This window comes from Paenibacillus sp. FSL L8-0436, assembly GCF_038593025.1.
Lineage (GTDB): Bacteria > Bacillota > Bacilli > Paenibacillales > Paenibacillaceae > Paenibacillus_AQ.
The window spans coordinates 5043041-5068852 of the sequence record NZ_CP151955.1 but is presented as its reverse complement, the minus strand read 5'-3'; the positions used below and the strand labels follow the sequence as shown (position 1 = coordinate 5068852).

At 52.3% G+C, this 25812-nt stretch carries 26 protein-coding genes; 20 read left to right on the top strand and 6 right to left on the bottom strand.

Annotated elements, in window-relative coordinates:
- Positions 1-37: 37 nt before the first annotated feature.
- Positions 38-607 (bottom strand): thymidine kinase, encoded by a 570-nt coding sequence (locus NSS79_RS23305; protein WP_074085406.1) that lies wholly within the window; start codon positions 605-607, stop codon positions 38-40.
- Positions 608-828: 221 nt separating this feature from the next.
- On the opposite strand from NSS79_RS23305, the gene NSS79_RS23300 reads away from it, so the two are divergent.
- Genes NSS79_RS23300 through NSS79_RS23290 form a run of 3 tightly spaced genes read left to right on the top strand, consistent with a single transcriptional unit; the run spans position 829 to position 4672 of the window.
- Complete coding sequence (locus tag NSS79_RS23300; RefSeq protein WP_038594769.1) at positions 829-1038, top strand: hypothetical protein; 210 nt, start codon at positions 829-831, stop codon at positions 1036-1038.
- An 18-nt stretch (positions 1039-1056) separates the two neighbouring features.
- Complete coding sequence (locus NSS79_RS23295) at positions 1057-2844, top strand: ABC transporter ATP-binding protein (protein WP_342436329.1); 1788 nt, start codon at positions 1057-1059, stop codon at positions 2842-2844.
- Positions 2825-4672, top strand: a complete 1848-nt coding sequence (locus NSS79_RS23290; RefSeq protein WP_342436328.1) for an ABC transporter ATP-binding protein — start codon at positions 2825-2827, stop codon at positions 4670-4672. The genes NSS79_RS23295 and NSS79_RS23290 overlap by 20 nt, the downstream gene beginning before the upstream one ends.
- 116 nt (positions 4673-4788) lie before the next feature.
- Here NSS79_RS23290 and NSS79_RS23285 read toward each other — a convergent pair whose 3' ends face one another.
- From NSS79_RS23285 to NSS79_RS23275, 3 genes are all read right to left on the bottom strand, one after another.
- A complete protein-coding gene (locus NSS79_RS23285) occupies positions 4789-5517 on the bottom strand; it encodes a hypothetical protein (RefSeq protein WP_342436327.1) in 729 nt (242 codons plus the stop codon).
- On the bottom strand, positions 5517-6236 hold the full coding sequence (locus NSS79_RS23280) for an ABC transporter ATP-binding protein (protein ID WP_342436326.1): 720 nt from the start codon (positions 6234-6236) through the stop codon (positions 5517-5519). Before NSS79_RS23280 ends, NSS79_RS23285 begins: the two co-directional genes overlap by 1 nt.
- Positions 6237-6375: 139 nt before the next feature.
- Positions 6376-6681: a DUF2627 domain-containing protein gene (locus NSS79_RS23275; RefSeq protein ID WP_038594760.1), complete on the bottom strand. Its 306-nt coding sequence runs from the start codon at positions 6679-6681 to the stop codon at positions 6376-6378.
- 167 nt (positions 6682-6848) lie between these two features.
- Between NSS79_RS23275 and lpdA the strand changes: the two genes are divergently transcribed.
- The 5 genes from lpdA to lipB all read left to right on the top strand — a co-directional run bounded on the left by lpdA (position 6849) and on the right by lipB (position 12874).
- Positions 6849-8270: a dihydrolipoyl dehydrogenase gene (gene lpdA / locus NSS79_RS23270; RefSeq protein WP_342436325.1), complete on the top strand. Its 1422-nt coding sequence runs from the start codon at positions 6849-6851 to the stop codon at positions 8268-8270.
- A gap of 251 nt (positions 8271-8521) precedes the next feature.
- Positions 8522-9553 carry a thiamine pyrophosphate-dependent dehydrogenase E1 component subunit alpha gene (locus tag NSS79_RS23265; RefSeq protein ID WP_342436324.1) on the top strand — a complete coding sequence of 344 codons (1032 nt, stop codon included), beginning with the start codon at positions 8522-8524 and terminating at the stop codon, positions 9551-9553.
- Positions 9554-9556: 3 nt separating this feature from the next.
- Positions 9557-10543 carry an alpha-ketoacid dehydrogenase subunit beta gene (locus tag NSS79_RS23260; RefSeq protein WP_076108918.1) on the top strand — a complete coding sequence of 329 codons (987 nt, stop codon included), beginning with the start codon at positions 9557-9559 and terminating at the stop codon, positions 10541-10543.
- 157 nt (positions 10544-10700) lie between these two features.
- Positions 10701-12113 (top strand): dihydrolipoamide acetyltransferase family protein, encoded by a 1413-nt coding sequence (locus NSS79_RS23255; protein ID WP_342436323.1) that lies wholly within the window; start codon positions 10701-10703, stop codon positions 12111-12113.
- A gap of 53 nt (positions 12114-12166) precedes the next feature.
- Positions 12167-12874: a lipoyl(octanoyl) transferase LipB gene (gene lipB, locus NSS79_RS23250; RefSeq protein WP_342436322.1), complete on the top strand. Its 708-nt coding sequence runs from the start codon at positions 12167-12169 to the stop codon at positions 12872-12874.
- A gap of 79 nt (positions 12875-12953) precedes the next feature.
- On the opposite strand, the gene prli42 is transcribed toward lipB, so the two are convergent.
- On the bottom strand, positions 12954-13055 hold the full coding sequence (prli42, locus tag NSS79_RS23245) for a stressosome-associated protein Prli42 (RefSeq protein WP_144024217.1): 102 nt from the start codon (positions 13053-13055) through the stop codon (positions 12954-12956).
- 95 nt (positions 13056-13150) lie between these two features.
- On the opposite strand from prli42, the gene NSS79_RS23240 reads away from it, so the two are divergent.
- Complete coding sequence (locus NSS79_RS23240; protein ID WP_340897324.1) at positions 13151-14278, top strand: M20/M25/M40 family metallo-hydrolase; 1128 nt, start codon at positions 13151-13153, stop codon at positions 14276-14278.
- A 428-nt stretch (positions 14279-14706) separates the two neighbouring features.
- Here NSS79_RS23240 and NSS79_RS23235 read toward each other — a convergent pair whose 3' ends face one another.
- A complete protein-coding gene (locus NSS79_RS23235) occupies positions 14707-14880 on the bottom strand; it encodes a hypothetical protein (RefSeq protein ID WP_342436321.1) in 174 nt (57 codons plus the stop codon).
- A 75-nt stretch (positions 14881-14955) separates the two neighbouring features.
- Between NSS79_RS23235 and NSS79_RS23230 the strand changes: the two genes are divergently transcribed.
- The 11 genes from NSS79_RS23230 to NSS79_RS23180 all read left to right on the top strand — a co-directional run bounded on the left by NSS79_RS23230 (position 14956) and on the right by NSS79_RS23180 (position 25672).
- Positions 14956-15528 carry an NUDIX hydrolase gene (locus NSS79_RS23230; RefSeq protein WP_342436320.1) on the top strand — a complete coding sequence of 191 codons (573 nt, stop codon included), beginning with the start codon at positions 14956-14958 and terminating at the stop codon, positions 15526-15528.
- On the top strand, positions 15492-16724 hold the full coding sequence (locus NSS79_RS23225) for an endonuclease Q family protein (protein ID WP_342436319.1): 1233 nt from the start codon (positions 15492-15494) through the stop codon (positions 16722-16724). The genes NSS79_RS23230 and NSS79_RS23225 overlap by 37 nt, the downstream gene beginning before the upstream one ends.
- Before the next feature lie 98 nt (positions 16725-16822).
- Complete coding sequence (spoIIM, locus tag NSS79_RS23220; RefSeq protein WP_342436318.1) at positions 16823-17455, top strand: stage II sporulation protein M; 633 nt, start codon at positions 16823-16825, stop codon at positions 17453-17455.
- 297 nt (positions 17456-17752) lie between these two features.
- Positions 17753-18679, top strand: coding sequence for a hypothetical protein (locus NSS79_RS23215; RefSeq protein WP_342436317.1), 927 nt, complete (start codon positions 17753-17755; stop codon positions 18677-18679).
- Between the two features lie 356 nt (positions 18680-19035).
- Positions 19036-19503 carry a Fur family transcriptional regulator gene (locus NSS79_RS23210; protein ID WP_038594739.1) on the top strand — a complete coding sequence of 156 codons (468 nt, stop codon included), beginning with the start codon at positions 19036-19038 and terminating at the stop codon, positions 19501-19503.
- Positions 19504-19767: 264 nt separating this feature from the next.
- The gene (locus tag NSS79_RS23205) at positions 19768-20001 is read left to right on the top strand and encodes a DUF4227 family protein (protein ID WP_342436316.1); all 234 of its coding nucleotides are present in this window, start codon (positions 19768-19770) and stop codon (positions 19999-20001) included.
- A gap of 158 nt (positions 20002-20159) precedes the next feature.
- Complete coding sequence (gene xerD / locus NSS79_RS23200; protein ID WP_342436315.1) at positions 20160-21053, top strand: site-specific tyrosine recombinase XerD; 894 nt, start codon at positions 20160-20162, stop codon at positions 21051-21053.
- Between the two features lie 285 nt (positions 21054-21338).
- On the top strand, positions 21339-22517 hold the full coding sequence (deoB, locus tag NSS79_RS23195) for a phosphopentomutase (protein ID WP_342436314.1): 1179 nt from the start codon (positions 21339-21341) through the stop codon (positions 22515-22517).
- Positions 22518-22573: 56 nt separating this feature from the next.
- Positions 22574-23398, top strand: coding sequence for a purine-nucleoside phosphorylase (locus tag NSS79_RS23190; RefSeq protein ID WP_076108927.1), 825 nt, complete (start codon positions 22574-22576; stop codon positions 23396-23398).
- A gap of 82 nt (positions 23399-23480) precedes the next feature.
- Positions 23481-24341: a purine-nucleoside phosphorylase gene (locus NSS79_RS23185; protein ID WP_342436313.1), complete on the top strand. Its 861-nt coding sequence runs from the start codon at positions 23481-23483 to the stop codon at positions 24339-24341.
- Entirely contained in the window at positions 24341-25672 is a 1332-nt protein-coding gene (locus NSS79_RS23180) for a pyrimidine-nucleoside phosphorylase (protein WP_342436312.1), read from the top strand. Before NSS79_RS23185 ends, NSS79_RS23180 begins: the two co-directional genes overlap by 1 nt.
- Positions 25673-25812 lie beyond the last annotated feature (140 nt).

Genomic DNA, 25812 nt, shown 5'->3' with positions numbered 1-25812 from the left:
TCCGGCTCTTTATGAAGAGGCTGGAATGCTTTTATATTTACAAGGGCGGATTCTTGTGGCATTTGCGGCAGACCGGATAATAAGCTTCATTGCCGCCGATCTGGATTTGCTTGCCGCTGTATACGGGTTTGCCGTTCTCTACACGCAGCGCCATTGTGGCTTTCCGTTCACAGAACCAGCAGATCGTCTTCATCTCTTCAATTTTATCCGCGTAGATCAGCATATATTTACTGCCTTCGAATAAGTTGTTCTGAAAATCATTTTTTAGTCCAAAAGCCATTACCGGTATGTTCAGTTCATCCACAATACGCACAAGCTGGAGGATACAGTCCTTGGTCAGAAACTGGCATTCGTCGATCAGCACGCAGTGGGGCTTCGGCAGATTGCTGCTGACTATACTGTATATATCTGTGTTCTCGTCGATGGCTATGGCCTGCTTGCGCAGTCCGATGCGGGAGGAAATATACCCGACCTCGTCCCGATCGTCCAGGGATGGAGTGAAGATGAGCACCGACTTGCCCTGCTCCTCGTAATTATGGGCTACCTTGAGAATCTCAATGGATTTGCCGCTGTTCATTGCTCCATACTTGAAAAACAACTGTGCCACGTCCATCTATCCTTTCGTTCTTCAACCTGTGTAATAGTGTACTGAAAAATGCGACTTTATTAGAGTATCATACTCGTGGCTGAACTTGCCAGTGAAATCATTGCCATCGTGTTTTTAAATTTCAGCAACCGCTTTAAAGTGTGCTTCCCTGGTGATATGTTATAATATACGCAATTATGGACTTCCACAGGAGAAGCCTTGACAGAAAGGAAGTTTGGCAGTTGACGGAGAAAATGGAGCATTATAAAGAGAGAATGGCAGCACTTCAGGAGAGCGGGGAACTGTCCCCGGAAACGCAAAGTTTATTGACGGAAATGCTTGATGAATTAGCAGAAATGAACCGGAGCAACAAGGCGCTGCGGCGGGTGATACTCAAGACGGGACAGGGTTCGGCAATGTCCACCCGCCTGCGGGATGCGCTCTACGAATAAACAAATGGGGTAACGTCGATGAACTTAATTTTTTCTTATCTCAAAAGATACCGGGTGGCGGCGATCGCCGCCCTGGTAATGATGCTTATCGAGCTTTCGGTGGAACTGTCGCAGCCTTTGCTGATCTCCAAAATTATCGATAATGGGATCAGGGAGAAGGATAATTCAGTAGTCTGGCTGTGGGGCGGTGTACTTGCAGTAAGCGCGATTATAGCGTTTGCGGCGGGTGTGCTCAGCTCTTTTTTTGCGTCTCATGCCAGTCAGGGATTTGCTTTTGATCTCAGGGACAAGCTGTATGAGAAGGTGCAGTCCTTCACCTATGAAGTGTTCAGCCGTTTTCCGACCTCGTCGCTGATTACGCGTCTTACCGGAGATGTGACCCAACTGCAGGATACAATATTTATGGGGCTGCGGTTTATGACCCGGGTGCCGCTTGTTGTCTTGGGCAGTGTGATCATGGCTTTGGTTGTGCATGTGAAGCTGGGGCTGCTGCTGACGGTGACATTGCCGGTGCTGATTCTGTTCCTGGCGTGGGTGATACGCAGGTCATCAGGTTTGTTTCGCAGCGTCCAAGTCCGGCTTGATGGGGTAAACGGCGTTATTCAGGAGAATCTGACCGGCATCCGTTTAATTCGTGTGTTTGTCCGTATGGGCCATGAGATTGGCCGGTTCGCTTCATTCAGCGGAGAGCTGATGAAGTCGACTGTAGCTGCACTCCGATTGACGGAAACAACTGCTCCGCTGATTATGCTGATCGTCAACGCGGGGATTATGGCGGTTTTATGGTTTGGAAGGATTGAGATTTCTGCAGGGGAAGCAACCCTGGGACAGACCGTGGCGGTCATTAACTACTCGTTGCGCACGATAGGTGCTATGTCAGCCTTGTCCTCGATCATGGCGACATTCTCCCGTGCAATAGCTTCTTCGCAGCGGGTGGCGGAAGTGATGTCGGCAGATGCAGTTCCGGATGTAATGGCGGAGCAAGCCGTACAGACCAACAAGCATAAGCGTGGCGTTTTTGGACACAGTGACTATACCGGACCGGATGCTATACAGGGTGAGGTTGAATTTGAGAATGTCAGCTTCAGTTATCCGGTGAGCGAGATCGCAGTCCTGGAAGAGATCTCCTTTAAGGTGAAATCTGGAGAACGGGTGGCGATTATGGGGGCTACCGGCTCCGGGAAATCCTCGTTGGTCGGACTGATTCCCCGGTTATATGAGCAGAACCATGGGGTGATCTCAATTGACGGTGTGGACAGCTCGGAGCTGGACATTGCCAAGCTGAGGGGAGCGATTGGTTATGTGCCACAGGAGGTACTGCTCTTCACCGGCTCGGTACGTGACAATATTGCCTGGGGGAATGAGCACGCAACCCGGGAAGAGATCGAGCGGGCAGCTGCTGCGGCGCAAATCCACGAAACGGTGAGAGGTCTTCCTCATGGCTATGACACCATGCTGGGGCAGCGGGGGGTCAATCTGTCCGGCGGGCAAAAGCAGCGGCTGACTATCGCCCGGGCGCTTGTGCGAAAGCCGGCGATACTCATTCTGGATGACAGCACCAGTGCGCTAGATGCAGTAACGGAAGGTCTTTTGCTGGAGGAACTGAAGCATATGTCCTGCACAACCTTTCTTATTACCCAGAAGATCAGCTCCACGGTATCGGCAGACCTGATCCTGCTGCTGGATGAAGGCCGGTTAATCGCCAAAGGTACCCATGGAGAGCTTATGACCGGCTCTTCCCTCTACCGGAAAATTTATGAATCCCAGGGCAAGGAGGCGGTGCATCATGTTCAAAGCATTAATTGAACCTTTCAAGCATCCAAAGCTGGATCTGGGACTTGGAGAGGGTAGAAGCTTCGGGGCGGCCTCGAACCGCAAGCCCCAAGCGAAAGCGAAAAATTGGTCGGCTACGCTGAAACGGATCTGGAGTTATCTTGCCGAGCGCAAATCCAAGCTGTTCCTCGTGCTTCTGATGGTGCTGTTCAGCTCCGGTCTGGCGCTGCTTGGACCTTATCTGATCAGCCGGGCGGTCGATCATTACTTAGAGGGATCGGGGGGCAGAACCTGGGGGACCTTCCTCATTACCCTTGCACTTGTATATGTGCTCAATTCATTAACTTCCTGGCTGCAAAATATTTGGATGATCGAAATTGCCCAGGAGACAATCTACCGGATACGCACCGATTTGTTCGCGCACCTGCACCGTTTGCCGATTTCCTTCTTTAACCGCAGGCAGCAGGGCGAAATTATGAGCCGCCTGACCAATGACATCGAGAATATCAGCTCCACACTGAACAGCTCAGCGATCCAGATTTTCTCCAGTGTCCTCACGCTGCTGGGTACCGTAGGTGTCATGCTATGGCTCAGTCCGCTGCTTACGCTCCTGACATTCATTGTAGTGCCGCTGATGACGCTGGGGATGCGCTGGATTACGCGGCGTACCGGGCCGCTGTTCAAGGAGCGGCAGCGCAGCATGGGCGAGCTCAACGGCTATATAGAAGAGACATTGTCGGGACAGCGGATTATCAAGGCGTTCTCGCAGGAGGAACGGGTCATTTCCGGTTTCCGCGAACGCAATACGCGGATTATGCTGTCCGGGTATTGGGCGCAGTCCATTTCCGGCTTCATTCCCAAGCTGATGAATGGCCTGAACAATCTCAGCTTTGCCATTGTTGCCGGTGTCGGGGGCCTGCTGGCGATCCGCGGCCTGGTCACGGTCGGTGTAATCATCGCCTTTGTGGAGTATACACGTCAATTTACACGGCCGCTTAATGATCTGGCGAATCAGTGGAACACACTGCTGTCGGCGATTGCCGGGGCGGAGCGGGTGTTTGAGGTTATGGACGAAGAGACTGAAGCCAAGGATGAAGGCGCGGCGGTATCGCTGGATCAGGTAGAGGGGGCGGTGACGTTCAAGGACGTCTGTTTCTCTTATGACGGCGGTGCCGATACATTGCAGAATATCAGCTTTGAAGCGAAGCCGGGCGAGATGATCGCCCTCGTCGGGCCTACAGGGGCCGGCAAGACAACACTGATAGGCCTCTTGTCGCGGTTCTACGATCCGAGCAAAGGAAGCATTACGCTGGACGGCATGGATCTTTCGTCCATCCGCAGGGAAAGTCTGCGCAGCCAGATGGCTTTTGTGCTGCAGGATTCCTTCTTGTTCAAAGGAACAATCCGCGACAATATCCGCTACGGAAGGCTGGACGCCACGGACGAGGAAGTGGAGCAGGCGGCGAAGCTGGCGAATGCCCATTCCTTCATCATGCGGATGCGCGGCGGCTACGAGCGGATGCTCTCCGTGGACGGCAGCGGGATCAGCCAGGGGCAGAAGCAGCTGCTGGCGATCGCAAGAGCGATTCTCGCCAATCCTTCCATGCTGGTGCTGGATGAGGCGACCAGCAGCATTGATACGGTGACTGAAATCAAGATTCAGGAAGGGCTGCAGGCGCTGATGAAAGGCCGGACCAGCTTCGTGATCGCCCACAGACTGGGCACCATCCGCGCGGCGGACCGTATCCTGGTATTGCAGGGCGGACGTTTGCTGCAGCAGGGCACGCATGACGAACTGCTGCAGCAAGGCGGATTGTACAGCGAACTGGTTCGGGGTACCAAGGATGAGGCAGCGATGTAAGGGGACAATCCAGATTCAGAACGACTAACTAGAAGCAGCAAGATACGCCATCCCGGCAGGCAGTGGAACCGGGGCGGTGGGCTTGCTGCTTTTTTTGCCTTTCCCGAAAAATGGAGCTACTGTTTGTAGGATAATATAATGCTCTCATTGCTCAGCTTCCCGTGTAGAGAGGAGCGCACAGCGGTGCAGAGTGCAGCCAGGAGAAGCAGCATGCAGCCGGTAATCCAGAGGAGGGCGTTACCATCCGGTGTAATCCCGAGCCTGCGGATAAATGTGCCGGGCAGTGAGGCGGCAAACACAAACAGAACGGCACTGACCGAAAGGAAAGTCCTTACCCGCTCGGGGGACTTGGAGAGCATGGAGATCAGCGTCAATGTTCCGGTGGCGGCATAGGTAAACAGGAGATAAGCCGCAGCAAACATCACAAAAGCAACACTCCGGAACAGATGAAGCAGAATCGCTTCCCGGGCAGCCAGGGCATATCCGAACACGAGGGCATTAAAAAGCAGGATAGGAGCAAGGCTTAGCACAAAGGCGGAGCGGCTGTATAAAGACGTTAGCTGGCGGATATCGACCTTGTTGGCCAGATAATATTCGCAGCGCCCCGAGGTTTTTTCGGAAATAACTATTAGACTGAGGGCAAGCATATTAAGAAAGAGATAGATCGAGATGTTGAGGATAAGGTAAATATAGACCGCGATAAATGCCATCGGGCCGGTGCTGGTTCTCAGAATTTGCAGCAGGGAGTTAAACGGCAAGATCATCACGATCAGGAGCATGGCAATATACGAGGGGGTTCTCAGGACATCCTTGATATTCAATTTGTTCAACGGATGCAGCCTCATTATCTAGCCTCCTTAAGTACAGTGAAGAACCGTTGCTCCAAATCACCGCAAAATTCTTGATTATGGATGGTATCAACAATGGAACCGCCGATCAGGATGGTGATCCAATCGCTGATTTTTTGAACCTCCGCCAGATCGTGAGAGGTAAGGATAAGTGTTTTGCCTTCATCCTTCAAACCGCGCAGGACATTGCGCATGACCAGTCTTGATTCGGGATCGACACCGGAGGTAGGCTCGTCCAGCAGCAGAATGGGGGAATCCTTCAGCAGCGTAATCAGCAGCGACAGCTTTCGTTTCATGCCTTTGGAATAGGTAGCCACTTTATTATCAAGTGCGGTTTCAAGCTGCAGAAGAGCAGCGTATCGTTCGATCATCGTAGAAGCCAACGCCGGACTTACGTCCAAATAGATGCTGAAATCATGGATATTTTCACGCCCGGTTTTGGTCTCGAATAAGTAATCATTCTCCAGCAATACCGAGATTTGCCGCGGATCACTGGAATAAGTAATCGTTCCTTCATCCAGAGTTAAGAGACCCATGATGAGACGCAGCAGGGTTGTTTTGCCCGCTCCGTTCGGGCCGATGATGGCATAAATGCTGTTATGAGGCACAGCGAAAGAAACGCTGCGGATGATCTTTGTCTGATTTAATGTTTTGCCTGCGCCGGATACGATAATCGCATTGCTGTCCAGTGCCGGGGCCTGTTGTTGATGCAGCAAGACATACCACTCCCTGATTGAAATAAGTTACAGGGAAAATATACCTTATTTCCTAAGGAATTCATAGAATCAAAAAAAGAAAAAGGCATCTCCGATTGTCTTCGGAAATGCCTGGTTAAGTGATCTAAGTTATTTAAAGTTAAGGATTACTTTTCGTAGCAGGCGGCTGCTGGATTTTTTGCTTCTCTCTGAACCGCGGGCCGACATAGTTCTTTTTACGGTCACGCGTCAGAATCCAGCCTCCGAGAAAGCTCATCCCGGCCAAGAAGAGCAGCAGCCCCCCGCCAAAATGCAGCCAGGCAAAATCCGGTGTCACAGCATCGTCGCCATGCATGGAGATATAGTTGAAAATATCATCTTTCATCATCAGGAAGCCCGTCATGGCCAGCAGGCCGGGAATAACCAGAATAAGGATGGCAATGAAGCGTGAAATCAGCAGTTTCATGAGGGTTCCATCTCCTTCGCAGCCCTTTGGATTCCCCCATATGATAACGCTTCACCAGGAAAAAGTCCATGAATACATGACGATTATAAGTTTGTAATGGGCATAAAAGAGAGTACAATGTAATAGGTTATGCAGAACTTATAAGTAATGACTGGAGGATACATATCATGACAATATCCTGTGACGTGGCGATACTGGGCGGTGGAACCGGAGGTTATGTGGCGGCGATCCGCGCGGCCCAGCTGGGAAAGTCGGTTGTCGTCATCGAAATGGACAAACTGGGCGGCACCTGCCTGCACCGCGGCTGTATTCCAAGCAAGTCGCTGCTGCGCAGCGCAGAAGTCTATGCTGAGATAAATGAGAGCGAAAGTTATGGCATCGAAACAACAGGTGTGCAGCTGGTATTCCCGAAGGTGCAGCGCCGCAAGGAAGCTGTGGTGGAACAGCTGCATGAGGGTGTGCAATTTTTGATGCGCAAGAATAAAATCCAGGTCCTCAAAGGGAAAGGCCGGATCATCGGGCCTTCGATTTTCTCCCCGCGCAGCGGTGCTGTGGCGGTGGAACTGGAGAATGGCGAGATGGAGACTGTGGTCTCATCCAATCTTATTGTCGCTACAGGCTCACGCCCCCGAGTGCTGCCGGGACTTAAACCGGATGGCAAGGTTATTCTGAGCAGTGAAGAAGCGCTGACGCTTGAAGAACTGCCGTCTTCGATCCTTATTGTAGGCGGCGGAGTAATCGGTGTGGAGTGGGCTTCAATGCTGATTGATTTTGGTGTACAGGTGACTGTGGTCGAGGCCGCAGGCCAGCTGCTGCCGCTGGAAGACGAGGAAATTGCCCGGGAGCTGCTGCGTCTGCTCAAAAAACGCGGGGTCAAAGTTCTGACGGGGACAACCGTGGATGCTGAGACTTGTGCGGTAACGGAGGACGGCGTAACCATTGAAGCCCGCAAGGGGGAACAGAGCCAGAGCTTGTCCGCAGAGAAGCTGCTGGTATCTGTCGGCAGAGTAGCCAATATCGAAAATATTGGATTGGAAAATACCGATATCCACTTCGATAAAGGAGTGATTGAGGTTAATGCTAACATGCAGACAAATGAGCCGCATATCTACGGTATCGGCGACTGCATCGGCGGCCTGCAGCTGGCCCATGCCGCCAGCCATGAAGGTATTCGTGCGGTGAACCATCTGGCAGGTGAGAAGCTCTATCCCTATCATATCCATCAGGTTCCCCGCTGTGTCTACACACGGCCGGAAGTGGCCAGTGTCGGATATACGGAGAAAGAGGCCAAGAATCTCGGCCATGATGTCGTGACCGGGAAATTCCCATTCTCGGCTATCGGCAAAGCTATCGTCTATGGGATGAAGGACGGTTTTGTCAAAGTCGTTGCCGACCGCAGCAGCGGAGATATTCTCGGTGTTCAAATGATCGGACCGCATGTGACCGATCTGATCGGCGAAGCGGCGCTGGCGCAGCTGCTGGACGCCACCCCTTGGGAGATCGGCGAAGCCATCCATGCCCATCCGACCCTTTCCGAGATTATTGGAGAAGCCATGCTGGCGGTAGATGGCAAATCAATCGGTTTTTAGTATACGAGAAAAGCCCCTAAGAGAATGCCGGATAGAGCTGGAGAAGCGTTATACGCCGAAATAGCTCTATTCCGGCTTTTCCTCTCTTTTCTTTTTGTACAGAAAGGGATTATAATGAACTCAAGCCAAGTCTTAGTACCAGGTTATAAGATCAGGCACAGGTTGTTATAATTTTAAGCATCTAATCCAAGTTTGTACGAAATCAATTTAGTGGGATTAGGCTCACAAAACTTTTAGGAGGTACCTCTCATATGGAATCTCAAGGTACTGTAGGAACAGTCAACAGACATCAGGAGCTTGGACTCAGTGACGGCCAGGTCATCGATATGTACAAATATATGCAGATGGGACGGAAGTACGATGAGCGCAGTCTGCTTCTGCAGCGCGCCGGGAAGATTAACTTCCACGTTTCCGGCATCGGCCAGGAGGCGGCGCAGGTGGCGGCGGCCTTTGCACTGGACCGGCAGAATGATTATTTCCTTCCGTATTACCGCGATTATGCCTTTGTGCTCACCGTGGGCATGACCATGCGCGAGCTGATGCTCTCCGTGTTCGCCAAGGCTGAGGATCCCAACAGCGGTGGACGGCAGATGCCGGGCCACTTTGGAAGCAAACGTCTGCGCATCGTTACCGGCTCAAGTCCGGTGACTACACAAGTACCGCATGCGGTAGGTTTCGCGCTTGCGGCCAAGATGCAGAAGAAAAAGTTTGTTTCTTTTGTTACGTTCGGAGAGGGCTCCAGCAACCAGGGTGATTTTCATGAAGCGTGCAATTTTGCCGGTGTGAACAAGCTGCCGGTCATTATTTTTTGCCAGAACAACCAGTACGCGATCTCCATCCCAGCCCATAAGCAGCTCGCCGGCAAAGTCAGTGACCGTGCGCTGGGCTACGGCTTCCCGGGCATCCAGGTAGACGGCAATGATCCGCTTGAAGTGTACCGTGTCGTTAAGGAAGCGCGGGAGAGAGCACTTAGAGGAGAAGGACCAACGCTGATCGAAGCGATGATGTACCGCCTGTCACCGCATTCCACCTCGGACAACGATCTGGCTTACCGGACCAAAGAAGAGGTTGACGAGAACTGGAAAAAGGACGGCGTCGCCGCCTTCCGCAACTATCTGATAGAGCTGGGCCTGTGGAGTGACGAACAGGAACGCGATCTGGCTGCACAGTACAATCTTGAACTGAAAGAGGCTATTGAATATGCTGACAATGCACCGTTCCCGAAACCGGAAGATACGCTGCTGCATGTATACAGTGAATCAGACCTCAAAGGAGGAGCATAATTCATGGCAATGATGGAATATATCGATGCGATCCGGCTGGCGATGAAGGAAGAAATGGAACGCGATGAATCCGTGTTCGTGCTGGGCGAGGATGTTGGCGTTAAGGGGGGGGTGTTCACCACTACCAAAGGGCTGCAGGAGCAGTTCGGGGAAGAACGCGTAATGGATACCCCGCTGGCGGAGTCGGCGATTGCCGGAGTGGCCATCGGAGCGGCCATGTACGGCATGAAACCCATTGCCGAAATGCAATATTCGGATTTCATGCTTCCGGCAACCAATCAGATTATTAGCGAAGCGGCCAAAATCCGTTACCGCTCCAATAACGACTGGAACTGCCCGGTTGTTATCCGCGCGCCTATCGGCGGCGGTATATTTGGCGGGCTGTATCATTCCCAGTGCCCCGAATCCATTTTCTTCGGCACACCGGGACTGAAGATTGTGGCGCCTTATTCAGCTTATGACGCCAAAGGCCTGCTGAAGGCAGCGGTCCGTGACCCGGATCCGGTCCTATTCTTCGAGAACAAGAAATGCTACAAGCTGATTAAGGAAGACGTGCCGGAAGACGATTATACCGTGCCGATCGGAGAAGCGAACCTGCTGCGCGCAGGCAGCGATATTACGGTGATCGGGTACAGCCTGCCGCTGCATTTTGCGATGCAGGCCGCGGAGGAGCTGGAGCGCGAGGAAGGCATAACCGCACACATACTGGATCTTCGCACGCTGCAGCCGCTGGACCGTGAAGCCATTATTGCCGCTGCCCGTCAGACCGGCAAGGTGCTGATTGTCCATGAGGACAACAAGACAGGCGGAATCGGCGGCGAGGTGGCGGCCATTATTGCCGAGCACTGTCTGTTCGAGCTCGACGCGCCGATCTTCCGGCTCTGCGGCCCTGATGTGCCCGCGATGCCGATCAGCCCGCCGATGGAGAAATTCTTCATGCTGAGCAAAGATAAAGTGAAAGCGGAGATGCTCCGGCTGGCGCAATACTAACCATTCTGATTCTGCGGGTACATGCTTCCGAAGCGAGTTTTGTACGAAGATGCTACAGGAAGTATTGCTTACAAAACTTAAGCGTATGCTTCCGAAGTGAATTTTGAACGAAGACATTTCAGGAAGTATTGCTTACAAAATTTTAAGGAGTGACAATATGTCTGACAATACAAAGCTGATCGACGTGATTCTGCCGCAGCTGGCTGAGTCGCTGGTATCGGCGACGATCGGCAAATGGCTGAAGCAGCCGGGCGATCAAGTGGATCAATATGAGCCCATCTGCGATTTGATTACAGATAAAGTCAATGCAGAGCTGCCTTCCACCGTGGAAGGAACACTGGTGGAGCTGCTCGCGGAAGAGGGCCAGACCGTCAACGTTGGCGAAGTTATCGCCCGTATCGCTGTAGCTGTGGCTGCTCCCGCAGCTCCAACTGTTCCGGCAGCTCCATCCGCCGGAGCTGGCCAGGTGAGTTCCGCTCCGCAGGCGCCTGCAGCAGCCAGACCGCCGGTACCAGCTGCCGGGGGTTCAGCTGACGCTCCCATGCGCTCCCGCTACTCACCGGCAGTACAGACACTCGCCGCCGAGCACGGTATTAATCTTGCCGCTGTGCCGGGAACCGGTATGGGCGGCCGTATCACCCGGAAGGATGTGCTGACGTTCCTGGAAAGCGGCGGGGCCGCAGCCGTCCATGCCACCAATGGCGCAGCTTCGGCAGCCGGACATCAGGCGCAAGAAACCGCGCAGCAACCTGTGCTGCAGGCTGTTCAGACTGAAGTGCAGGAAGCGCGGGAGCCCGTTCGCCATTCCGGACTGCACCTGAGCGAATCTCCGCGTATTCCGACGATTGAGGTGGAAGGCGGCCGGGGCAGCAGTTCAGAATTTCTGATCGACGTCACCCCGATCCGCAACACGATCGCCACAAGAATGCGCCAGAGTGTCTCGGAGATTCCCCATGCGTGGACAATGATTGAAGTGGATGTGACGAACCTCGTCGTGCTGCGCAATAAGCTTAAAGATGAGTTCAAGCGCAAGGAAGGCATTAACCTGACTTACCTCGCTTTTATGATGAAGGCTGTAGTCAGTGCGATCAAGGATTATCCGATTATGAACTCCGTCTGGGCGGTTGATAAAATCATTGTCAAACGCGACATCAATATTACACTTGCTGTAGGCACCGAAGATTCCGTTATGACACCGGTAATCAAGAAGGCTGATCAGAAGAACATCGCCGGACTTGCCCGGGAGATCGACGAATTAGCGCAAAAGACCCGCGACGGCAAGCTTCGCCTGGAAGATATGCAGGGAGGTACCTTTACCGTTAATAACACCGGTTCTTTCGGCTCTATTCTGTCCTACCCGATTATCAACTACCCGCAGGCGGCAATATTGACCTTTGAATCCATCGTGAAGAAGCCTGTGGTCATCAACGATATGATCGCCGTACGCTCCATGGCCAATATTTGTCTGTCTCTGGATCACCGGATTCTGGATGGAGTCATTTGCGGCCGCTTCCTGCAGCGCGTAAAGGATAACCTGGAAAGTTATACACCGGATACCAAGCTGTATTAATATTTTGCAATATTCAGTGACTGGCGACTCTAATTCGAAGGGGACCTGACGTTATGAATAACCCGCAACCTGGCAAGCTGGAAATTTCATATCACCCCCTGATGGAATATGGTGCGGCCTGGGAGCTGCAAAAGGAACATGTGCAGGCCATTGATGCCGGAACAGGCCTGGAACAGCTGATCCTTTTGCAGCATCCGCCCACCTATACCATCGGTTCTCAGAATCACCCGGAGCATCTTCTCCTCAGCGGTGAACAGCTCAAGGAGCAAGGGATTGCGCTGTTTGAAATCGACCGCGGAGGGGACATTACATATCACGGGCCGGGCCAGCTTGTCGGCTACCCGCTGCTGAAGCTTGGGGAGGACGGAAGGGTCGACCTGCACGGGTATCTCCGCCGGCTGGAGGCTGTAATTATCGATTATTTGGCTTCCTGCGGAATAGAGGGTGACCGCAAACCCGGGTATACCGGCGTTTGGGTTGGCGACCAGAAGATTTGTGCGATTGGCGTCAAGTTTAACAGAAGCAAATCACGCAGAGGTTTTATTACCAGCCACGGCTTTGCCTTCAACATCTCTGCGGGGATTGGCGGGCGCGGGTTTCAGGGGATTATCCCCTGCGGCATTGCGGAATATGGGGTAACTTCGCTGGAGGAATGCACCGGCCGGCCTATGGATCCTGAGCAGGTATCAGAGGAGCTGATTCCTTATTTCCTGCATCACTTTCCGTATAAGGTGATCAACCCGGTGAATCCACATGCTTAGGCCGATTTTACGGTAACCCGGGATGTCAAATAGCGCCCGGGGAGTCCGGACGCTATTATTAACGTTCTACTTTCTGCTGTTAACCGGCCAGGAAAGGCTCGATGACCATCAGCAAGGTAGAGCCGACCATGGCGATCAGCATGACATAAATGAAGATACGGAACCATTTTTGACGTTGCATGAGTGACTCCTTTGGAATTAGTTTAAGTTAAGAGCGTACAGATATTTAAGGCAGTACCACTATTGTAACGCAATCGTGAAAGAGAGGGAAGTCCAATGATATCACAAGACCGATTGATTCAGGAATTTATGGAGCTTGTCCGTATTGACAGTGAAACAAGAAACGAACGGCAAATTGCCGATGTGCTAAAGGAAAAATTCAGCGCTTTGGGTCTTACTGCCATCGAGGATGATTCTCAGGAGCGCACCGGACATGGAGCGGGCAATCTGTTCGTTACCTGGCCTGCCGATAACGGCGCTGCGGCTCCCAAGCTGCTGTTCACCTGCCATATGGATACGGTAGTTCCCGGACAGAACATCAAACCTACCCTTGGAGAAGACGGCTGGATTACGAGCGACGGCAGCACAATTCTCGGGGCGGATGACAAAGCGGGGTTAGCTGCTTTGTTCGAAGCGATCCGTGTCATTCAGGAACAGGGCGTTGCTCACGGGCAGATCCAGTTTGTCATTACAGCCGGTGAAGAATCCGGGCTGCTTGGCGCCCGGGCCATGGACCCCAAACTGCTGGATGCTGACATGGGCTTTGCGCTGGATTCCAACGGCGAGGTTGGAGCGATTGCGGTTGCTGCGCCTTCCCAGGCTAAAGTAACAATGCAGATCTTCGGCAAATCCGCCCATGCCGGCGTGAATCCGGAAGATGGCATCAGCGCCATTCAGGTGGCAAGCAAAGCCATCTCGGCGATGAAGCTGGGGCGCATCGACAATGAGACTACGGCCAATATCGGCAAGTTCGCAGGCGGCGGACCAACGAATGTGGTCTGTGACCATGTGCAACTGGATGCCGAAGCGCGCAGTATTGTGCAGGAGAAGGTAGACCGGCAAGTAGCTTCCATGCGCGAAGCATTGGAGACCACAGTGCGTGAGCATGGTGCAGAATGTGAATTCCGCAGTGAGATTATTTATCCGGCCTTCAGCTTTAATGAGCATGATCCGGTTGTGGTGCTTGCGGACCGTGCCATAACCTCACTCGGTCTGAAGACACGCCTGTTTCCGTCCGGCGGCGGCAGCGACGCCAATGTGTTCAACGGGCTAAAGGTACCAACAGTAAATCTAGCCATCGGTTACGAGCATATCCATACCACCAAGGAACGGATCAAAGCCGAAGACATCGTCAAAGCGGCTGAGCTGGTTGTTGCCATCGTTAAGGAAAGTGTAAAAGGTTAAAATATCATGTGCAGCAGCTGAGGCTGGGTATATGCAGTGAAGGAGCTGTTTCCGGGCGATGCCCGGGAACAGCTCCTTATGGTTTTCCTGGACAGTACCATTAGTAGCGTTTAATGGAGCAGCTTCGCCGAATGGAACCTTACGGAAAATGCTGCTGTCTCTCTAAATGTGTGCACTTGTTGTTGTTCTAATTGAAGTGGCAACGTTCCTTCAAGCGAATGGGGAGAACTCTCCGTGACTTGAGGATGAGGACTAGAAGCTGCCGGACTCCATGGACGTTATTTCTAATAATCGCCGGTTTTTGACAAGGAAACGGACTCCAGTGACACTATTGTTCTGTTTTGAAGCCAATTTCCCTCCTTGTAGAGGAAATAACGCCTTTCCGGTCCGGATACATTCAGAGACGAAAAGGGGGGACCGCGGGCGGGTTACCCCGCTTTAGGTGGACTCAGCCGTGATTCGGCTTGCAGCCGTAGGATGTAGGACAGTGGCATATCACGTCCGTACTGCAGGGTCCACCCGGCGATTACTGCTTTAATCTGCTCCGGTGTACCTACCATTGTGACTGCAGTCGAGCTTGTACGGATAAGGATGTCATTCATGTCTACATTCCTTCTTTCCCCTTAAGTTTGCTATAATACACCCTATGCAGAACTGAGCTAAAGGAGACCTAAACTATGAAAAAAGATGAAACTCGCCGCAATCCCGCACTGGATGAAGAGACGTTGTCTACACAGCCGATTTTTGAAGGCAAAATTATTACCCTGCAGGTGGATACGGTTAAGCTCCCGGATGGCAATACCGCAACCCGCGAGGTTGTGAAGCATCCCGGAGCTGTAGCTGTGCTTGCCCTGAACCAGGGCAAGATGCTTGTAGTGGAGCAATACCGCCAGCCGATGCACCGCACTGAGGTGGAGATCCCCGCAGGCAAGCTGGATAAGGGTGAAGATCCCTTAGCCGCTGCCGGCCGGGAGCTTCAGGAGGAGACGGGTTTTCACAGCGGCGACCTTAAGCTGCTGAAATCCTTTTATACCTCGCCCGGATTCGCGGATGAAATTATTCATTTGTATGTGACAGACAACGCCCAGGCGGGAGATATGGCACTCGATGAGGACGAATTCCTGGAGGTCTCCGAGCTTACGCTGGAGGAAGCTTACCAGTACATTGCGGATGGCCGCATCGCCGACGCCAAAACGATGATGGCGGTGTATGCATGGCATCTCTATACGCTGACGGGCCAATGGCACTAGAAGAGGAAAACAAGCTGCACAGCTTCTACTGTGACCTGCATGTTCATATCGGCCGCACTACGGAAGGACAAGCTGTCAAAATCAGCGGCAGCAAGAATCTCACCTTTGCCGGAATCGCCAAGGAGGCCGCAGAGCGCAAGGGGATCGGGCTAATCGGGATTATTGACAGCCACTCTCCCGGCGTGCAACGCGATATCCGCCAGTCGCTGGAATCCGGAGAGATGACAGTTGCAGACGGTGGAGGTATTGCTTACAGGGGCACCACCATCCTGCTGGGGTCAGAGATTGAAATCCGCGAGCCTGGCCGGAAGGAATGCCATGTGTTGGCCTTTATGCCGGACCTGGAGACGATGGCGGGTTTCAGCAGCTGGATGAGCAAGCATATGCGCAACGTAAATCTCAGTTCCCAGCGGCTGTATGCCCCATCCAGGGAACTGCAGGATGAGATTTACGGACGCGGGGGTATTCTAATTCCGGCGCATATTTTCACGCCGCATAAAGGTCTTTACGGCTGCGCTGCAGAACGTATGGCTGAGCTGTTTGACCTGGAGCGTATCGCTGCTGTTGAGCTTGGCCTTAGCGCGGATTCGGAGATGGCAGGATACATTTCTGAGCTGGACAGCTATACCTTCCTGACCAACTCAGACGCCCACTCCCTCGGCAAAATCGGCCGTGAATACAATGTCATCGAGCTGGCTAAGCCGTCCTTCAGCGAACTGAAGCTGGCACTGGAGCGTAAGGCAGGCCGCCGGGTCAGCGCTAATTTTGGACTGAACCCGCGCCTGGGCAAGTATCACCGCACCTATTGCGCCGGATGCGGCAGCATCATTGACGAAGCGTATGCTACTTCGGAACGTTGTCCTTATTGCGGCAGCCCCAAGCTGGTGCAAGGGGTGTTTGACCGGATTCTGTCCATCGCCGACCGCGGGCAGCCCTTCGTACCTGACCATCGTCCGCCGTATCATTATCAGGTGCCGCTTGAGTTTATTCCGGGACTTGGCCCGGCCAAGATGAATGCGCTGCTGGCGGCTTTTGGCACGGAGATGAACATTCTGCATGGCGCCGGCGAGGCGGAGATTGCTGCAGTAGCGGGAACGGAGCTGGCTGCGCAGATTGTTCTTGCCCGCACGGGGGAACTTGCACTGTCGGCAGGAGGCGGAGGGACGTACGGGAAAGTAATGGTGAACAAAAAGTAGAATTGCTGTGCATAACATCGACCTGTCCAAAGGACAAGTCATAGAGCGGGGTGTCTCCTCATATGGTGTAATATGTGACCGGAAAGGAGAACGTCCCGATGCGCAGTTTAAGGCTGATGATGAAGGAACAGACGCCTCTTTATATTTTTGTTGCCGTATTATTTCTCGTTGGTGTCGTTTTCGGGGCTCTGATTGTAAGTGCGTTAACGTTGGATCAGCAGCAGGAGCTGGAAGATTACATGGGGAATTTCTTCGTCACCGTTGATCAGCAGGGTCTGCCGGCTGCGCCCGACTCTTACTGGAGTATCGCCGCGCTCAATCTGAAGTGGGTGGGACTCATTTGGATTCTTGGCTTGTCGGTCATTGGGCTTCCGGGTATTCTGATCCTGGATTTTCTCAAAGGCGTGCTGATCGGTTTTACCGTCGGCTGCCTCGTCAGCCAATATTCCTGGCACGGCATGCTGTTTGCCCTCGTCTCGGTTGCTCCGCACAATCTTGTGCTAATCCCGGTTCTGCTCGTATGCAGCGCAGCGGCTATTGCCTTCTCGCTGCTGATGATCCGCAGCCGGGTGCTGGGGAAGCGGCGTACGCCGGTGACAAGGCCTTTTGCGATGTACACGGTATTGTCGCTCGGAATGGCCGTACTTGTCCTGGGCATTTCCGGTTTTGAGGCTTGGGTGACGCCGGTGATGATGAGATGGGTGACACCCATGCTCGTATCTATAGGGTGATTTAAAGAATGCTGCCGGGTGGAATTTGCACTGGGGCAGCATTTTTTTGTTCCTTTGATTGCACAAAGTTATGAATAGTAGATATTTGCAAATATAGGAATTAAAATGGTGTTGGGTGAGCAGCCGAGGAAGGAGGATACCACAGGTGAAAAAATAGGGATTCTGATGATTTTTTTGTTTATGGTGTCTACGAATGTTTTCGCAGAACCCGTCCAACAGAGGACTTTAGAAGGCTTTCTTAATAATGATTTGCAATTGTTTACACTTTCAGCCCAAGAGAAAGTTATTTTTAACAGGATGGATAACTCGATATCTGTCTTTAACTTGGCTTCAGGCGAAGAAGCTTGGACGAAAAGTTATTCCAAGCTCTATGATGTTGATGTACTCAGCTCTCCTGAGAAAATCATTGTGATCGCCAAAGACAAAGACAACAAGCTGCAAAAGATCGTCCTGAGTAAGGCCGGAACGACACTCTCCACTACGGCCTTTAACAGCGCTCCAATCACTAAATCAATAACAAGCAATGGGGAGCTGATCCACTGGTACGCACCAGAAGGCAGCAATAAAGAAAGACTTTCTGTGTACAGTAACAACGTTCTCGCTGTGTATCAAGCCCCTTGGAACAATCCTGTTTTTAAAATGAATTTAGGCGCAATGTCAAGCAGCAGGTACGAAGATATCACGCTTAAGGATATTAAATTGAACGGGCCTTATGCGGTGGTCAAATTTACAGGATCCAGTCTAATGCAAAGTCAGGATTTTTTTCGTGTGATTAATATCTCCAGTAAGAAAATATACACTATAGCTTCTGATTGGAACACACGCAGCGATTCTTCATTTGCCGGCAATGAGCTTGTTATTAACAGTTCCTTCAACGTGGGCAATCCGCTGGGCGTGAATGTTGGACAGCCTTATTCACTATCCGGCATGTATAATCTATCGACAGGAAAAAAGACAGCAGGCATCTCTGAAACGTTTACGGATCGGGAAATGGGATGGAACTCTGAACGTATAGGCAATCATATTCTAATCTATCTCCCGGAGAAAGGACGAATTGATATATATAATCTCTCCGGCCGGAAGGTGTCGGAGGCTTCGATTACTCTTCCCAATAGCTTCCGCGTGCTGGATTATTCCAAGGGTGAGCTTTCTTTACTTATCCGGGAAGAAACCGGAGCAACAATTCAAGTGATCCACACCACTGCTGTTAACGATATAAGTTGAATTAATGAACTACCTAGAGGCAAAAGCAACGGAGGGGAATTTTGGAACTGTAGGAGCGATAGCGACCGCCTTTGTCTACGGATTTCTACCGCTATGAGCATATAAATCAAGAAATCAGTAGACAACAGCGGCCGGAAGTCCAAACATTCACTGTAGCTGCGTTCTATGCCGGCTCGCTAAATCTAAAGTTCAACATATATATAGTCCATAGAACCGTTGTCGGAGCTGTATTGCCATCACGGAATACCACTATTGAACACACTCTAAAAGCGTTTGACTTCTCAAAGCGACTCCCCCTATAATGGAAGAAGTGGTTTTATGCCCGGTGCGGTAATTTTCCAAGGGGGAGGGATACTATGGAAGCCCGGATAGACAAGATAAAGCAACAGCTACAATCCCAAGGATATAAGCTTACACCCCAACGGGAAGCAACCTTAAGAGTGCTGCTGGAGAACGAAGACGATCATTTAAGTGCAGAAGATGTGTTTATGCTTGTGAAAGAAAAGGCTCCCGAGATCGGTCTCGCCACTGTATACCGGACCCTGGAACTGCTCAGCGAGCTTCATGTCGTGGAGAAGATTAATTTCGGAGACGGAGTTGCCCGTTATGACCTGCGGACAGATACGGCGAAACACCATCATCATCATTTAATCTGTGTGCAATGCGGCACAATGGATGAAATCCGTGAGGATTGGCTCGGACCGCTGGAAGAGCGGCTGGAGAACGATTATAATTTCACGGTGCTCGATCATAGACTTGATTTTCACGGGATTTGCCACCGCTGCAAGGACAAGAATACAACGGATGGCAATACGCCCGAATAGGCTTATAGATGATAAATTACCGCACAAGCTCTCCCCGGTGTACTGCCGGAGGGGGCTTTTTAAATGATTTCATCAGGCCTACATACATATCACCGTCCGCCGGCGCATAAAGTGAAGGACGAGTTATGCTTCCGATGCGAGTTCTGTACGAATCAATTCCCGGAAGTATAAGCTCACAAAACATAAGTTTATGCTTCCGAAGTGAGTTTTGTACGCTGCAACCCTGGGAAGTATAAGCTCACAAAACTTTTAGGAGGAATCCTAATGATTATTTCTGTGCCTGGAACGGTGCGCCGGCTGTATTTTTTGACCCTGCTTGTTGCATTGAGCTGTTTCTTGTATTACGCCCTGAGCTGGCTAAGCGGATGGGTCAGTCCGATAGATCATTATGAAATCCCGGAAGGCACGGCAGTCCGGGCCTTTAAGGATGCCCCTGTCAGTGTGGACAGTCTGAATGCAGGGGAACGTCTGCGGCTATATTACTGGTATGGCGAGTGATTGCCCGGCCCGAAGCAGGAAGAAGCCGGAACACTGTCGAATGAACCTTAGGTGAGTTCATGCATCTGGCTTGCCGCTGTGCAGCCAGATGCTGAACTCCATGCCTAAATGCTGCATAGGAGCGAAGAGCAGCCTGAGCAGACAGGAGCGTGAATGAAATGAAGTCACACTTGCAGCCTTTTATGCAATATTTAACCGTAGAGAAAGGTTTATCTTCCAGCACGCTCGAGTCCTATGGACGCGATGTGTCGCAGTTTCTGGAGTTTGCCGAAGGCCGTGGTGCCGTTACACCGGAGGAGATTAGAAGATCGCATATTATGCAGTATCTCGCTGAGCTCCGCACCGCAGGGCGGGCAACCGCAACAGTGAACCGGAATACGGTGTCGCTGCGTGCGTTTTTTCACTATCTGCTGAAAGAACGGCTGATCGTGCAGGACCCAACGCTGGATATGGAAATGGTCAAACCGAGCAAAAAACCGCCGATGATCTTAAGTATTGAAGAAATCGAACGGCTGCTGGCGGCTCCTGATGATGCTACCCCCCAGGGGATGCGCGACAAGGCGATGATAGAGCTGCTGTACGCCACCGGCATCCGGGTTACAGAGCTGATTACCCTGAATGTCGAGGATGTGCATACGGACCTGAAGTTTGCCCGCTGCAGCGGGGCTTCCGGGAAGGAGCGGGTAGTGCCAATCGGCGCTATTGCAGCGGAGTGCGTGGCGGTATATACATCCGGTATGCGGGACAAGCTGCTGCGGGGAAATCAGGAGGAGCCTGCCTTGTTTCTGAACAGTCTGGGCGGACGGCTGACCCGTCAGGGCTTCTGGAAAATCATTAAAAAGCATGCGCGTGAAGCTCAGATTGAGCAGGATATCACTCCGCATACCCTTAGACATTCGTTCGCTGCTCATTTGCTGGAAGGCGGTGCGGATCTGCGTTCCGTGCAGCAGATGCTTGGTCATGCGGATATTTCCACAACGCAGATTTACAGCGGGATTGCCCGCAAAAATATGAAGGAAGTCTACGAAAACCACCATCCCCGGGCGAGGTAACTGCTGCTGCGGAATGGGTATAAGACCTGAATCGCGGGTAATCCCCGAGGAAAGGGTAAAAAGATGCTTTTTGTGAGTAAGATCGTTATGATGGAAATATACTGAAGGGATAGACCGGAGCGTGTGAATCCCGGGAGTTACTTTCGGCAGAAACGGGTACCTAAAAAGCGGGGCAATGGGCCGCTGGCTTCGGAAGGGCTGTCCCTTCGGAAGAAGGTAGAGCCGTTTCTTCTTGTTTTGATGAAACCTAAAGAATATGCATACTACGAAGGAGTGAAGACGGACATGTCCTCATTTAAACGAATTGGATTTATCGTTCTTGATAGTGTTGGTATCGGCGAAGCGCCGGATGCGGAAAGTTTCGGTGATAAAGGGTCCCATACGCTGGGACATATTTTGGAGCGGGTGCCGGGTCTTAAGCTGCCTAATCTGCAAAAGCTTGGTCTCGCCAATATTGCACCGCTGCCGCCGCTGGAGCCTGTAGCGGCACCCGCCGGATATTACGGCAAAATGCAGGAGGTATCGGTAGGCAAGGACACAATGACCGGGCATTGGGAGCTGATGGGACTGAAGATTGAAGTTCCGTTCAACACCTATTTTGACGGATTCCCGGCAGAGCTGATTGAGAAGTTCGAAGCGGCAACCGGACGCAAGGTGATCGGCAATAAACCGGCTTCCGGTACGGAGATTCTGGTCGAATATGGCGAAGAGCAAATGAAGACCGGGGCCTGGATTGTGTACACTTCCGCCGACAGCGTATTCCAGCTTGCTGCTCATGAAGATATTATTCCGCTGGAAGAGCTGTACAGCGCCTGCAAAATCGCCCGCGAGCTGACGATGGCTCCCGAATTCTCGGTAGGCCGCGTAATCGCCCGCCCCTATGTCGGTGAACCGGGGAACTTTGTGCGTACTCCTAACCGCCATGACTATGCGGTCAAACCGCCGGAGCCGACGGTAATGAACGCGCTGGAGGATATCGGTAAAGACGTTATCGCTGTGGGCAAGATCAACGATATTTTCACAGGTGAAGGCGTAACAGCCACTTATCCGACAAAAAGCAATGAGCATGGCATCGAGATTACGATCCGAGAGCTGCGCAAGCCGTTTGACGGCTTCCTGTTCACGAATCTGGTAGATTTCGATTCCCTGTATGGCCACCGCCGTGATCCGGAAGGTTACGGACATGCTCTTGAGGTATTCGATCAGGCGCTTCCGGAACTGCTCTCTACACTCAGTGAAGATGATCTGCTCATTATCTCGGCAGACCACGGCAACGATCCGATCCATAGCGGAACTGATCATACACGCGAATATGTGCCACTCTTGATTTATAGTCCAAGATTCAAGACTCCGGGCAACCTGGGCATCCGCCAGACGTTCTCGGATGTGGCAGCGACAATTGCTGACAACTTCGGGGCCAAAGCGCCGCAATATGGGACAAGCTTTTTGGCGGAACTCAAGTAATACGAATTTCTATGAAGCATCAATACTACGGACAACCCTCAAGGAGGCAATAAACTATGGAAGCAGTTAGCCAAAAGCACATTCAGGAAGCAGCGGTTTATATCAAGGATAAATGTACAGTCGCCCCGGAAATCGGGCTGATTCTCGGTTCAGGTCTGGGCGTTTTGGCAGACCTCATTACGGATGAGGTTGTAATTCCCTACAATGAGATCCCCCATTTTCCTGTATCTACAGTAGAAGGACATGAAGGCGAACTGCTGATCGGGATGATCGAAGGACGACGAGTTGTAATGATGAAGGGCCGGTTCCACATGTATGAAGGCTACGGCCCGGAGACGACGGCTTTTCCGGTGCGTGTCATGAAAGAGCTTGGCGTAACCAGCCTGCTCGTTACCAATGCCGCAGGTGGCGTGAACACGGACTTTACACCCGGCGATCTGATGCTGATTACCGATCATCTGAACCTGACCGGGCGCAATCCGCTGACCGGCCCGAATGACAATGCTCTGGGCGTGCGGTTCCCGGATATGTCGACCGCCTACAGCCCCCGCCTGATTGCAGCGGCGAAGGAAGCTGCGGCAGAGCAGGATTTTGAATTCAAGGAAGGCGTTTATGCCGGATTGCTCGGCCCTTGCTATGAAACTCCGGCTGAAATTGTCATGCTGCGCCGTCAAGGTGCGGATGCGGTAGGCATGTCCACCGTCTCGGAGACGATTGTGGCCCGCCATGCCGGTATCGAGGTGCTTGGCATTTCCTGCATCACCAATATGGCTGCCGGCATTCTTGACCAGCCGCTGAACCATGCGGAGGTTATGGAGACGGCTGAACGTGTGCGTGAGCGCTTTTTGAAGCTGGTACTGGCCTTTATTCCGAAGATGTAGGCTTTATAGAACAAATTCAATGGCATCGGAATTATGCCAATACTATTCATCCACAACAATTCATACCCGGGAGGTTCAATTCATGACACAAACCAATATTTCTTACGGCAATCAGGTGAAAGAAGCAGCGGAATACGTAAAATCCAAATTCGGAGCGTATTCACCATCCATCGGGCTGATTCTGGGCTCAGGGCTTGGCGATTTGGGCGACCAAATCGAAGATGCAGTGTATCTGCCTTATGAAGAAATTCCTCATTTTCCGCGTTCTACGGTAGAAGGCCATGCTGGCCGGTTCGTCATCGGGAAGCTGGAAGGCAAAGATGTTATTATCATGCAGGGCCGCTTCCACTTCTATGAAGGCTACGAAATGCGCAAAGTTGTGCTTCCGGTCTATGTGATGGCAAAGCTTGGCGTGGGTACGCTGGTGATCACTAACGCGGGCGGCGGAATGAACCGGGCATTCAAAGCAGGTGACCTGATGCTGATTACCGACCACCTCAATATGACTGGTGACAACCCGCTGATCGGACCTAATGATCCGGAGCTGGGTGTGCGTTTCCCGGATATGTCCCGTGCTTATGACCCTGAGTACATGGCTTTGGCCAAAAAGCTTGCGGCTGATGTTAAAGGTGTAGACGGTGAATCGCTTGTGCTACAGGAAGGTGTATATGCCGGCATCAGCGGTCCAACTTATGAGACACCAGCGGAGCTGAAAATGCTGGCATATCTCGGCGGTGATGCTGTCGGGATGTCTACTGTACCTGAAGTGATCGTGGCCAGCCACAGCAGGCTGCGTGTGCTTGGCATAACCTGTATCACCGATATGGCGATCGGGGATGAGCTGGAGCCGTTGACCCATGAGCAGGTGGTGAAAGTTGCCAATCTGACTAAACCGAAGTTTATCGGCCTTGTGCGCGCCTTTGTGCGTGAGGTACAGGTGTAATGCGAGCGGTTGATCTTATTCAGAAAAAAAGAGACGGCGGGGAGCTTAGCCGTGAAGAAATAGCTTTTCTGATCCAAGGCTACAGCAAGGGTGAAATTCCCGACTACCAAATCTCGGCTTGGGCAATGGCGGTGTATTTCCGCGGGATGAATGCACGGGAAACCGGCGATCTGACGCTGGAAATGGCCATGTCCGGTGATCAGGTTGATCTTAGTCCGATTGCCGGCATCAAGGTGGACAAACATTCCACCGGCGGCGTGGGCGATAAAACGACTGTGGTACTGGCACCGCTCGTTGCCTCAGCCGGAGTTCCGGTGGCCAAAATGTCCGGCCGCGGGCTGGGACATACCGGAGGCACCCTCGACAAGCTGGAGTCGATCAGCGGCTTCTCTATCGAGATGGGCCGGGAACAATTTTTCGCCCAGGTAGGGGAGATCGGCGCTGCTGTAATCGGCCAGTCGGGCAACATTACACCTGCAGACAAGAAGCTCTACGCACTACGTGATGTGACAGCGACAGTGGAATCCATTCCGCTGATCGCCAGCTCCGTCATGAGCAAAAAAATCGCCGCAGGTGCCGATGCCATAGTGCTTGATGTGAAGACCGGCAGCGGCGCGTTCATGAAGACACTTGACGATTCTATTGCCTTGGCGCAAGCCATGGTGGATATCGGGACCCATCTGGGCCGCAATACGGTTGCGGTCATCAGCGACATGGACCAGCCGCTTGGCTACGGCATCGGCAATGCCCTGGAAATCAAGGAAGGCATCGAAACCTTGAAGGGCCACGGGCCGAAGGATCTGCAGGAGGTCTGCCTTATTCTGGGCAGCCAAATGCTGGTGCTTGGCGGCAAGGCGAAGGACGAAGCTGAAGCCCGCTCCATCCTGATGTCTCATATTGAGGATGGCAGTGCTCTGGACAAGTTCAAGCAAATCGTATCTGCGCAGGGCGGAAAGGTGTCGCAGGTCGAAGCGCCGGACACATTGCCGGCAGCACGGAGATTTATCGAAGTGAAAGCAGCAACCGGTGGTTATGTGGAGAGCATCCAAGCCGAAGAGATTGGTGTAGCTGCCATGCTGCTTGGCGCAGGCCGCGAGACCAAGGAATCGGTCATTGATCTCGCCGTCGGCATCCAGCTGTCGCTGAAAGTCGGCGATGCCGTAGCCGCAGGCGATACGCTTGCTGTATTGCATGTGAACGATGCCAGCGAGAACAAAGTGCAGGAAGCGGAAGCCAAAGTGCTGGAAGCTTACCGCATTTCCCCTCAGCCCGTTCCGCCTCAGCCGCTGGTGTTTGCGCTTGTGACCAAAGATGGCGTAACCCGGTACTAGGATTCAGCGCAGGAATGTAAAGGTTCTTGTATTTCTGTGATAGATCAGCATCATGAAAACGAAAAGCCGTACAGAACAGTCAAATGTTCTGTACGGCTTTTTGCAATTTGAAGTAATCTAACCCTCCAGGAGTTTGACTT

Coding starts and splice junctions, on each gene's coding strand:
- NSS79_RS23290 (WP_342436328.1), top strand. CDS start 2,825: ATGTTCAAAGCATTAATTGAACCTTTCAAGCATCCAAAGCTGGATCTG.
- NSS79_RS23205 (WP_342436316.1), top strand. CDS start 19,768: ATGATTATTTCTGTGCCTGGAACGGTGCGCCGGCTGTATTTTTTGACC.
- prli42 (WP_144024217.1), bottom strand. CDS start 13,055: ATGCAACGTCAAAAATGGTTCCGTATCTTCATTTATGTCATGCTGATC.
- xerD (WP_342436315.1), top strand. CDS start 20,160: ATGAAGTCACACTTGCAGCCTTTTATGCAATATTTAACCGTAGAGAAA.
- lipB (WP_342436322.1), top strand. CDS start 12,167: ATGAATAACCCGCAACCTGGCAAGCTGGAAATTTCATATCACCCCCTG.
- lpdA (WP_342436325.1), top strand. CDS start 6,849: ATGACAATATCCTGTGACGTGGCGATACTGGGCGGTGGAACCGGAGGT.
- NSS79_RS23265 (WP_342436324.1), top strand. CDS start 8,522: ATGGAATCTCAAGGTACTGTAGGAACAGTCAACAGACATCAGGAGCTT.
- NSS79_RS23295 (WP_342436329.1), top strand. CDS start 1,057: ATGAACTTAATTTTTTCTTATCTCAAAAGATACCGGGTGGCGGCGATC.
- NSS79_RS23275 (WP_038594760.1), bottom strand. CDS start 6,681: ATGAAACTGCTGATTTCACGCTTCATTGCCATCCTTATTCTGGTTATT.
- NSS79_RS23225 (WP_342436319.1), top strand. CDS start 15,492: ATGGCATCTCTATACGCTGACGGGCCAATGGCACTAGAAGAGGAAAAC.
- deoB (WP_342436314.1), top strand. CDS start 21,339: ATGTCCTCATTTAAACGAATTGGATTTATCGTTCTTGATAGTGTTGGT.
- spoIIM (WP_342436318.1), top strand. CDS start 16,823: ATGCGCAGTTTAAGGCTGATGATGAAGGAACAGACGCCTCTTTATATT.
- NSS79_RS23185 (WP_342436313.1), top strand. CDS start 23,481: ATGACACAAACCAATATTTCTTACGGCAATCAGGTGAAAGAAGCAGCG.
- NSS79_RS23180 (WP_342436312.1), top strand. CDS start 24,341: ATGCGAGCGGTTGATCTTATTCAGAAAAAAAGAGACGGCGGGGAGCTT.
- NSS79_RS23235 (WP_342436321.1), bottom strand. CDS start 14,880: ATGAATGACATCCTTATCCGTACAAGCTCGACTGCAGTCACAATGGTA.
- NSS79_RS23260 (WP_076108918.1), top strand. CDS start 9,557: ATGGCAATGATGGAATATATCGATGCGATCCGGCTGGCGATGAAGGAA.
- NSS79_RS23240 (WP_340897324.1), top strand. CDS start 13,151: ATGATATCACAAGACCGATTGATTCAGGAATTTATGGAGCTTGTCCGT.
- NSS79_RS23255 (WP_342436323.1), top strand. CDS start 10,701: ATGTCTGACAATACAAAGCTGATCGACGTGATTCTGCCGCAGCTGGCT.
- NSS79_RS23215 (WP_342436317.1), top strand. CDS start 17,753: ATGGATAACTCGATATCTGTCTTTAACTTGGCTTCAGGCGAAGAAGCT.
- NSS79_RS23285 (WP_342436327.1), bottom strand. CDS start 5,517: ATGAGGCTGCATCCGTTGAACAAATTGAATATCAAGGATGTCCTGAGA.
- NSS79_RS23230 (WP_342436320.1), top strand. CDS start 14,956: ATGAAAAAAGATGAAACTCGCCGCAATCCCGCACTGGATGAAGAGACG.
- NSS79_RS23190 (WP_076108927.1), top strand. CDS start 22,574: ATGGAAGCAGTTAGCCAAAAGCACATTCAGGAAGCAGCGGTTTATATC.
- NSS79_RS23210 (WP_038594739.1), top strand. CDS start 19,036: ATGGAAGCCCGGATAGACAAGATAAAGCAACAGCTACAATCCCAAGGA.